This window comes from Agrobacterium sp. MS2 (assembly GCF_003261015.1).
GTDB classification, from domain to species: domain Bacteria; phylum Pseudomonadota; class Alphaproteobacteria; order Rhizobiales; family Rhizobiaceae; genus Agrobacterium; species Agrobacterium pusense.
Map to the genome: position 1 here is coordinate 43261 of NZ_QLNF01000071.1, position 8443 is coordinate 51703.

Annotated in this window: 6 protein-coding genes; 2 read left to right on the top strand and 4 right to left on the bottom strand. The window is 62.9% G+C overall.

Annotated features, from left to right (window positions below):
• The 4 genes from DOU54_RS18805 to DOU54_RS18820 all read right to left on the bottom strand — a co-directional run.
• A partial coding sequence (locus tag DOU54_RS18805; RefSeq protein WP_286079937.1) for an acyl-CoA dehydrogenase family protein occupies window positions 1-1667 on the bottom strand: 1667 nt, incomplete at its 3' end.
• A 23-nt stretch (window positions 1668-1690) separates the two neighbouring features.
• Window positions 1691-3988, bottom strand: coding sequence for a 3-hydroxyacyl-CoA dehydrogenase/enoyl-CoA hydratase family protein (locus tag DOU54_RS18810; RefSeq protein ID WP_113731734.1), 2298 nt, complete (start codon window positions 3986-3988; stop codon window positions 1691-1693).
• Between the two features lie 2 nt (window positions 3989-3990).
• Window positions 3991-5112: a thiolase family protein gene (locus tag DOU54_RS18815; protein ID WP_092938768.1), complete on the bottom strand. Its 1122-nt coding sequence runs from the start codon at window positions 5110-5112 to the stop codon at window positions 3991-3993.
• A 92-nt stretch (window positions 5113-5204) separates the two neighbouring features.
• Window positions 5205-6881, bottom strand: a complete 1677-nt coding sequence (locus DOU54_RS18820; RefSeq protein ID WP_092938766.1) for an electron transfer flavoprotein-ubiquinone oxidoreductase — start codon at window positions 6879-6881, stop codon at window positions 5205-5207.
• Between the two features lie 141 nt (window positions 6882-7022).
• Here DOU54_RS18820 and DOU54_RS18825 point away from each other — a divergent pair, with 141 nt between their 5' ends.
• Entirely contained in the window at window positions 7023-7673 is a 651-nt protein-coding gene (locus DOU54_RS18825; protein ID WP_234823816.1) for a TetR/AcrR family transcriptional regulator, read from the top strand.
• A gap of 216 nt (window positions 7674-7889) precedes the next feature.
• Window positions 7890-8443 (top strand): DUF4158 domain-containing protein (locus DOU54_RS18830; protein ID WP_146617387.1); only part of this gene is annotated, 554 nt, incomplete at its 3' end.

Here is an 8443-nt window from a genome sequence, read left to right on the forward strand (position 1 = left end):
AAGCGGGCAAGCGCGAGCTTGCGCTGCTTCAGCGGCGTCGTCGCATCGGCCGAGGCTTTTTCGGCCATGCGCACCCAGAGCCAGCCGAAGCTCACCAGCGCGAAGAAGCGCAGGTAGTCGGTGGCGCTTGCTCCGGCCTCCACCGGATCGGCACCCTTGGCCAGCAATTCTTCCGTCAGTTTCTCCAGCCGGGCAAGAGCCTCGATGACCGAGGCCTTAACCGTTTCCAGTTCGGCCGGACCCTTCGTGGTCGAAAGGTCATCGCGCACCAGCGCGAAGAAGCCGCGCGCCACGTCGCCGTTTTCCATCGGCAGCTTGCGGCCGACGAGGTCCATGGCCTGCACGCCGTTGGTGCCCTCGTAGATCTGGGCGATGCGGGCATCGCGCACATACTGCTCCATGCCCCATTCGCGGATATAGCCGTGGCCGCCGAACACCTGCTGCGACTGGACGGCGATCTCGAAGCCGAAATCGGTGAAGGCGGCCTTCACCACCGGCGTCAGCAGCGCGACGAAGCCATCGGCCTTGCGGCGGGTGTCCTGATCGGGATGACGGGTGGCGATATCCATCTGCAACGCAGTCCAGATGGCGAGTGCGCGACCGGCCTCGGTCAGCGACCGACCTGTCAGCAGCATCTTGCGCACGTCGGCATGTTCGATGATCGATACGGGGCCACGCGCACCGTCGGCGGAACGGCCCTGCAGGCGCTCGCGGGCGTAAGTCACGGCCTTCTGGTTGGCGGCCTCGCCGATGCCCAGTCCCTGAATGCCGACGAACAGGCGCTCGGCATTCATCATCGTGAACATGGCGTTGAGGCCGCGGCCGGGTTCGCCGACCAGCCAGCCGATGGCGCCGTCATAGTTCATCACGCAGGTCGGCTGGGCGTGAATGCCCATCTTGTGCTCCAGCGAGCCGACCGACATGCGGTTGCGGTCTCCGAGCGAACCGTCTTCCTTGACGAGGAACTTGGGCGACAGGAAAAGACTGATGCCCTTCACGCCCTTCGGCGCGTCGGGCAGGCGGGCCAGCACCAGATGCACGATGTTGCCGCCGAAATCATGATCGCCAGAGGAGATGAAGATCTTCGTGCCCTTGATGGAATAGGAACCGTCGCCCACCGGCTCTGCGCGAGTGGTGAGCAGGCCGAGGTCGGTGCCGGCGGAGGATTCGGTGAGCGCCATCGCGCCCGTCCATTCGCCCGAGATCATCTTCGGCAGATATGTCTGCTTCAGCTCGTCGCTTGCATGGTGGGCGATTGCCTCGACGGCACCGCGGGTCAGACCCGGAAACAGGCCGAAGGAGAGATTGGCGGAAGATAGCATTTCGTCCAGCAGGATCTGCAGCGCGCGCGGCAGGCCCTGTCCGCCGAATTCCGGATCGCCTGACAAACCGCCCCAACCGGCCTCGACGAAAGCCCTGTAGGCGTCGGACACGCCCTTCGGCGTCGTCACCAGCCCGTTTTCCAGCTTGCAGCCTTCCTCGTCACCGGGACGGTTGAGCGGTTCGAGGATCTCGGCGCAGAACTTGCCGCCTTCCTCCATGACGCTCGTTGCGAGTTCCGTATTGACCTCTTCAAAGCCGGGAAGGGTGGCCATCTGCGCGTCGAAGTCGAAGACCTCGCCGAGCAGGAAGGAGATGTCGTCGACGGGAGGGATATAGCCTGCCATGGGAGTTCCTTGCCTCTTCTTGTTCAGTTGCGCAGCGGCTTGCCGGTCGCCAGCATGTGCTTGACGCGGTCCACGGTTGCAGGTGTTGCGAGCAGGTCGACAAAGGCCTCGCGTTCCAGCGCGATCACATCGTCTTCCGAGAGCGGTTTCAGCGGATCGGCGGAGGGACCGCCGGTCAGAACATTGGCAAGCGCGCGCCCGACCACCCTGTCATGCGCGGTGGCCCGACCGGCGAGCGCTTCGCCTTCGATGATGTTGTGGATCGCGGAAGCCCCTGACGGCCCGGCCATGGCGATGACAGGCGGTTCCGGCGCGACATAGCCTTCCGCCAGCGAAAGCGCCTTTGCCTTGGCGTCGGCGATCAGCCGGCTGCGGTTCATGGTGATGCCGTCGGTGGCCTTGAGATAGCCGAGGCTACGGGCGTCGAAGGCGCTGGCCGAAACCCTGGCGGGTGCGATCAGGTTGAAGGCGGCAATCGCAGGCGCGACCGGCCCGCGCAGCGCGGCGGTCGATGCCGAGAAGCGCAGCATCATTTCCTTGCAGCCGCCCCAGCCCGGCACGACGCCGATGCGGGTTTCGACGAGGCCGATGGAAAGCTCCGCATGGGCCTGGATCGCGTCGCAATGCAGAAGGATCTCGCAGCCGCCGCCGAGCGCCAGCCCGGCTGCGGCACCGACCACCGGGAAGGGGGCGTATTTCACCGCCTTGAAGGTGCGATGGCCATGGTCGATGAAGGCGCCCAGCGCCTCGCGACCGCCCTTTTCCACCGTATCGAGGAAGACGCGCAGGTCGGCGCCCGCGCTGAACACGGCGGCATCGCTGCCGATCACCAGTGCCTTGAAATCCTTCGCCGTGCGTTCGACAGCCTTGTTGATGGCGTCGAGCAAGGCGGGATTGTAGGTGTTCATCTTGGTTCGGAATTCGAGGCAGGCGACGCCGTCGCCAAGATCCCACAGGCTTGCCGCGCCCCAGTCCTCGACCGGCTTGCCGGCGAGCTTGAGGTCGGAAAGAAGCAGCACGCCGTCACCCCTGGCAATCGGTTCGACCGTGCCGTCAGGCAGCAGGTTGGCGCGCTTGCCGTCGACGACCGAATAGAAGCCGCCCTTTTCTGCTGCGAGCGAGAGATAGGCGGGCACGGCAACGCCGCGCGCTTCGAGCCGGGCCTTCAGCCAGCCGGCGCCGAGCCGGTCGATCAGCTCGAACGGACCCTGCTTCCAGCCGTAGCCGGTGCGCATGGCCTCGTCCACGGCGTCCGGCGTGTCGGCGATGTCCGGCACCAGCGACGCGGCATAGGCAAGTGCCTTTTCCATGACGATCGCAGCATAGCGGCCGCCGAGGCCGGCATGCTCCATCAGCGCGCGCGGATCGCCGCCCGAGGCATCGAGGCTTTCGGAGGAAACCGCCTTCTGCGGCCGGTATTCGCCGGTCTTCAGGTCGGTCACGTCGCGCGACTTGCGGTCGGGCGAAAGGCGCACGAAGCCCGCACCGCTTTTGCGGCCGAGACGGTTTTCCGCGATCATGCGGGCGATCAGCGCCGGTTCGGCGTCGTAGTCCTTCACCGCATCGCCTTCCGGCGTCGCGTTCTGCAGGCTGCGCAGGATGGTCGGCATCAGGTCGATGCCGACGAGATCCAGCAGGCCGAAGATGCCGGTGGAGGGAATGCCGAAGGGCTTGCCGATGATGGCGTCTGCTTCCTCGACATCGAGGCCGAGTTCTATGGCCTCGTTCTGCGCCACCACCATCCAGTAATTGCCGATGCGGTTGCCGATGAAGCCGGGCGTGTCCTTGCAGACGACCACGCTCTTGCCGAGGCCGCGATCCGCGAAATCACGGATGGTCGCGGTCACTTCGGGCTTGGTCGCCTTGCCGGAGACGAGTTCCAGCAACCGCATGATGCGCGGCGGATTGAAGAAATGGGTGATGAGGAAGTCGGCGGCGAAACCCTCCGGCAGTTTCTCGACCAGCGAATGCAGCGGAATGGTCGAAGTGTTGGAAGAGACGATGGAGCCCTTCTTCCTGACACCGTCGATGGCGCGGTAGAGCGTCTGCTTTATCTCCAGCTTTTCCGCGACAGCCTCGACGATCCAGTCGGCGTCGGCGATCAGCGCCAGGTCGTCCTTGGTCGAGCCGGTGGCGATGCGGCTCGCGAATGCCGGGTCCATGAAGCCGTTGGCCTTGAGCTGGCGGGCGACGCCGCCATCGGCAAACTTCTTCTCCATGTCGAGCAGCACCACGTCCAGCCCTGCATTGGCGAGATGGGCGGCGATGCCCGAACCCATGACGCCCGCGCCGATGACGGTGGCTTTTTTGATCGTAGCCATGATCAAGCGGCCTCCAGAACCATGGCGATGCCCTGACCGCCGCCGATGCACTGGGTGGCGAGCGCGTGACGTCCGCCGTCGCGCTTCAGGAGCAGCGACGCCTTGCCGACGAGGCGGGCGCCGGTCGCGCCCAGCGGATGGCCGAGCGCGATCGCGCCGCCGTCGCGGTTGAGGCGGGTCGGATCGATGTCTAGGTCGCGGCAGCAGGAGAGAACCTGCACGGCGAAGGCCTCGTTCATCTCGATCACGTCGAGATCGCCTGCGGAAATACCGGCGCGCTTCAGCGCCTTGCGGCTGGCCTCGACCGGGCCGATGCCCATGATCTCGGGCGCGCAGCCGGAAATGGCATATCCCGAGATACGGGCGAGGGGCTTAAGGTTATGGCGCTTGACGAAGTCTTCCGAGCAGACCAGCGTCGCGGATGCGCCGTCGGTGAGCGGCGAGGAGTTGCCGGCCGTGACCGAACCGCCGGCCTTGAAGGCGGTCTTGAGGCCCGCGAGCTTTTCGGCGTCCGTCTCACGCGGGCAGCCATCGGCGGCGACATCGCCGATAGGGGCGATCTCGGTGGCCAGCCGGCCATCGGCGCGGGCGGCGAGCGCCTTCTTCTGGCTCTCCAGCGAATAGGCGTCCTGTTCCTCGCGCGAGATACCGTAGCGGTCGGCGAGGTTTTCGGCGGTCAGTCCCATGTTGAGGAAGGCGATGCGCTGGGCGTCGCTCCAGGCCGGGTTCGGCATGGGGTTGAAGCCCATCATCGGCACGCGGCTCATGCTTTCCACGCCGCCCGCGACGAAGGCGTCACCCGCGCCCATGGCGATGGCGCCAGCGGCCATCTGGATCGCCTGCATGGAGGAGCCGCACCAGCGGTTGACCGTGGAACCGCAGACAGATTGAGGAAGTCCGGCGATCAGTGCCGCACAGCGGGCGATATTGAGGCCCTGTTCGCCCTCGGCGAAGGCGCAACCGAGGTTCACGTCCTCAAGTTCGGCAGGGTCGATGCCGGAGCGGCCGACCAGCACCTTGATGACGCCGGCTACGAGATCATCCGGGCGAACGCCGGCCAGCGCGCCGCGATAGGCGGGCGTAAACGGGCTGCGCAAAGTGTCGACGATATAGATTGCGGTCATGGTCTTCTTCTTCCTGTCTGGAAGCATTTCCGGCAAAGCTGCGAAGCGGTTGGCGTCGGATAATGCGTAGAAACAAAGGGATGGAACGGGCGTCACATGTTGGGATAGTTCGGGCCGCCGCCGCCTTCGGGGGGCACCCAGGTGATGTTCTGCGAGGGATCCTTGATGTCGCAGGTCTTGCAGTGCACGCAGTTCTGCGCGTTGATCACGAAACGGGGGCCGGTCTTCGCCTGTTCGTCGTCATAGACGACCTCGTAGACCCCGGCGGGACAGTAGAGCCGCGCCGGTTCGCCATAGAGCGGCAGGTTGCGTTCGACCGGGATGGCGGGATCGGCAAGCCTCAGATGAACAGGCTGGTCCTCGATATGATTGGTGTTCGACAGGAAGACCGAGGACGGCTTGTCGAAGGTAAGCTTCCCGTCCGGCTTCGGATACTGGATCGGCGTGACTTCCGAAAGCGGCTTCAGGCTCTGGAAATCGGCCTTTTTGTGCTTGATCGTGCCGAAGGGAGAGACGCCGAAAAGCGTCTGCAGCCACATGTCGATGCCGCCGAGGCCGACGCCGAGCACGGTGCCGAACCGCGACCACAGCGGCTTGACGTTGCGGACCGGTTTCAGGTCCCGCCCGATGGCCGAGCTGCGCCAGCCGGCCTCATAGGCTTCGAGCGTATCGTTGGCGCGACCGCCCGCAAGCCCGTCGAACACGGCATCCGCCGCCTGCATGCCGGAATGGATGGCGTTGTGCGAACCCTTGATGCGCGGCACGTTCATGAAGCCAGCCGCGCAGCCGGCCAGCACCCCGCCCGGAAAGGCAAGCTGAGGCACCGACTGGTAGCCGCCTTCGGTTAGCGCGCGGGCGCCATAGGCGATGCGCTTGCCCCCCTCGAAGGTGTCGCGGATCAGCGGATGCGTCTTGAAACGCTGGAATTCGTCGAAGGGTGAGAGCGTCGGGTTCTTGTAATCGAGATGCAGCACGAAGCCGACGGTCACCAGATGATCGTCGAAATGGTAGAGGAACGAGCCGCCGCCGGTCTTCATGTCGAGCGGCCAGCCGAACGAATGCTGCACCAGCCCCTTGCTGAACTTCTCCGGCTTCACCTGCCAGAGTTCCTTGATGCCGATGCCGAATTTCTGCACCGAGCGTCCCTCGGTCAGGTTGAAGCGGGCGAGAAGCTGCTTGGTCAGGCTGCCGCGAGCACCCTCGGAAAACACGGTGTATTTCGCCCGAAGCTCCATGCCAGGGGTGAAATCATCCTTCGGCTCGCCGTCGCGGCCAATACCCATGTCGCCGGTGGCGATGCCTGTGACCGCGCCGTTGTCGTCATAGAGAACTTCGGTTGCCGCAAAGCCCGGATAGATCTCGACGCCGAGCGCCTCGGCCTGTGCCCCGAGATAGCGGGCGACATTGCCGAGCGAGCCGATGAAGTTGTCGTGATTGTTCATCAGCGGCGGCATCAGCGCATTGGGAAGCCGCAGCGAACGGCTGGCGGTCAGCACATGGAAGCGGTCGTCGGTGACTTCGGTGGTGAGCGGTCGGTCGGGATCTTCCCGCCAGTCGGGCAGGAGCGCATCGAGGCCGGAAGGATCGATCACCGCGCCCGACAGGATATGCGCGCCGACTTCCGAACCCTTTTCCACGACGACGACGGAGATTTCCGCGCCTGCCTCGGCCGCGCGCTGCTTCAGGCGGATCGCGGTGGCAAGACCGGCCGGTCCCGCGCCAACGATCACCACGTCGAAGTCCATGGCCTCTCTGGTTGTTTCGCTCAACTTTACCTCCTTCAGCTGAACGAGAGATGTGGTATCAAACGATTGTTACAATTGGCAAGAGGAATCTGGCGGACGCTTTTCGTCTCGTAACGAAGCCAGAGTTTGGGAAAATGACAGCTCTGCGCTATTAGCAAAGGAAATATGAATGAAACCGGTGAGGCGATGACGGCAGGAAACGGTCCTAGAAGCACGAAAGACGTCAGCGGTTTACTGGCTGTGGCGTTGCGGGATACGGGCATAACCGACCGCCACTGTGAGATCCTGGAAGCCGCTGCAGCGCTGTTTGCCGAGCGAGGTTACGCTGCGACTTCAGTTCGTGATATCGGCGAACGCGTTGGACTCCTTGGCGGCTCTCTATACCATTACATCAAGTCGAAAGAGGCACTGTTCGTCCGCATCCACGATATCGCCCTGCAGATTGCTGAAGATCGCGTTCGCTCCGCGATCGAGCCGATAACGGATCCATGGGAACGCTTGGAGATGGCATGCATCACCATGATGGAGATTCAACTGGATCCCGCCTCATTGACGATGCCCCTAATGAATGATTTCATTTCTGCGCCGGCTGAAATCCGAGATCGCTTGGTCGACAAGCGTGACAGATTCGAACTCGTATTTCGCGACTTGATCGCAGAACTTCCGCTAGAGGCCGAATATGATCGCGGCATCTATCGGTTGCTTCTACTGACGCTACTAAACAATGTTTCAAATTGGTATAGGCCAGGACGCATGAATCCTTCAGATATAGGCCGCCAGATCGCAACTATTTTCAGACATCGCGGTCGGAATTGATTTTTGTGAACAAATCTTGCTCAAGATTATTTGGGGTCGGAACAAGAGCAGTCCGAAATCGTACGCTAAGGTCGAACGAAACCGGAACGATGCCGTAGATCCGATATGCAACATCCGATCTCTGTGGATTGCCACCGACATGCGCCAATTTTGATTTCTCTGTCCGGCCCGACTCGACAACGCTTCGAGCAGATTGCTCATCAATGGAGTCGGGCGATGGCAAAGCGCAAGCTTCTTAAAGATCAAGATCGCCGGAAGCTTGTCGACATACCAGTCGACGAGGATAACCTAATCCGACACTATTCGTTGTCATTGGCGGATCGCCTGGAGATTGAACTGCGGAGACGTAATCACAATCGGCTCGGCTTCGCCATCCAGCTATGTCTAATGCGATACCCGGGTCGAGTGCTTGGAGCAGAAGAAACTCCGCCTCGCGCCATGCTGAAGTATGTTGCTGATCAGATCGGCGCCGCTCCAGACGAATTTGCCCTCTATGCACGTCGTGAAGAAACCCGTCGGGATCATATGGCGCGGCTAATGGTCTATCTGAATACGAGAAGCGCGACTCTGCAAGATCGCCGCGTCGCGCTATTGGCAGCAGTTCAAGCGGCGACCATGTCCGACGACGGTGCTGCGATAGCCAGTTCGATTGTCGCCGCGCTTCGCGAACGCGGCGCTCTTCTGCCGGCGATCGATACGATCGAACGCATCGGCCTTGCCGGCCGTGCCATAGCCCGGCGGCGAGCAGAAAGAACCCTGATTGAAGACAT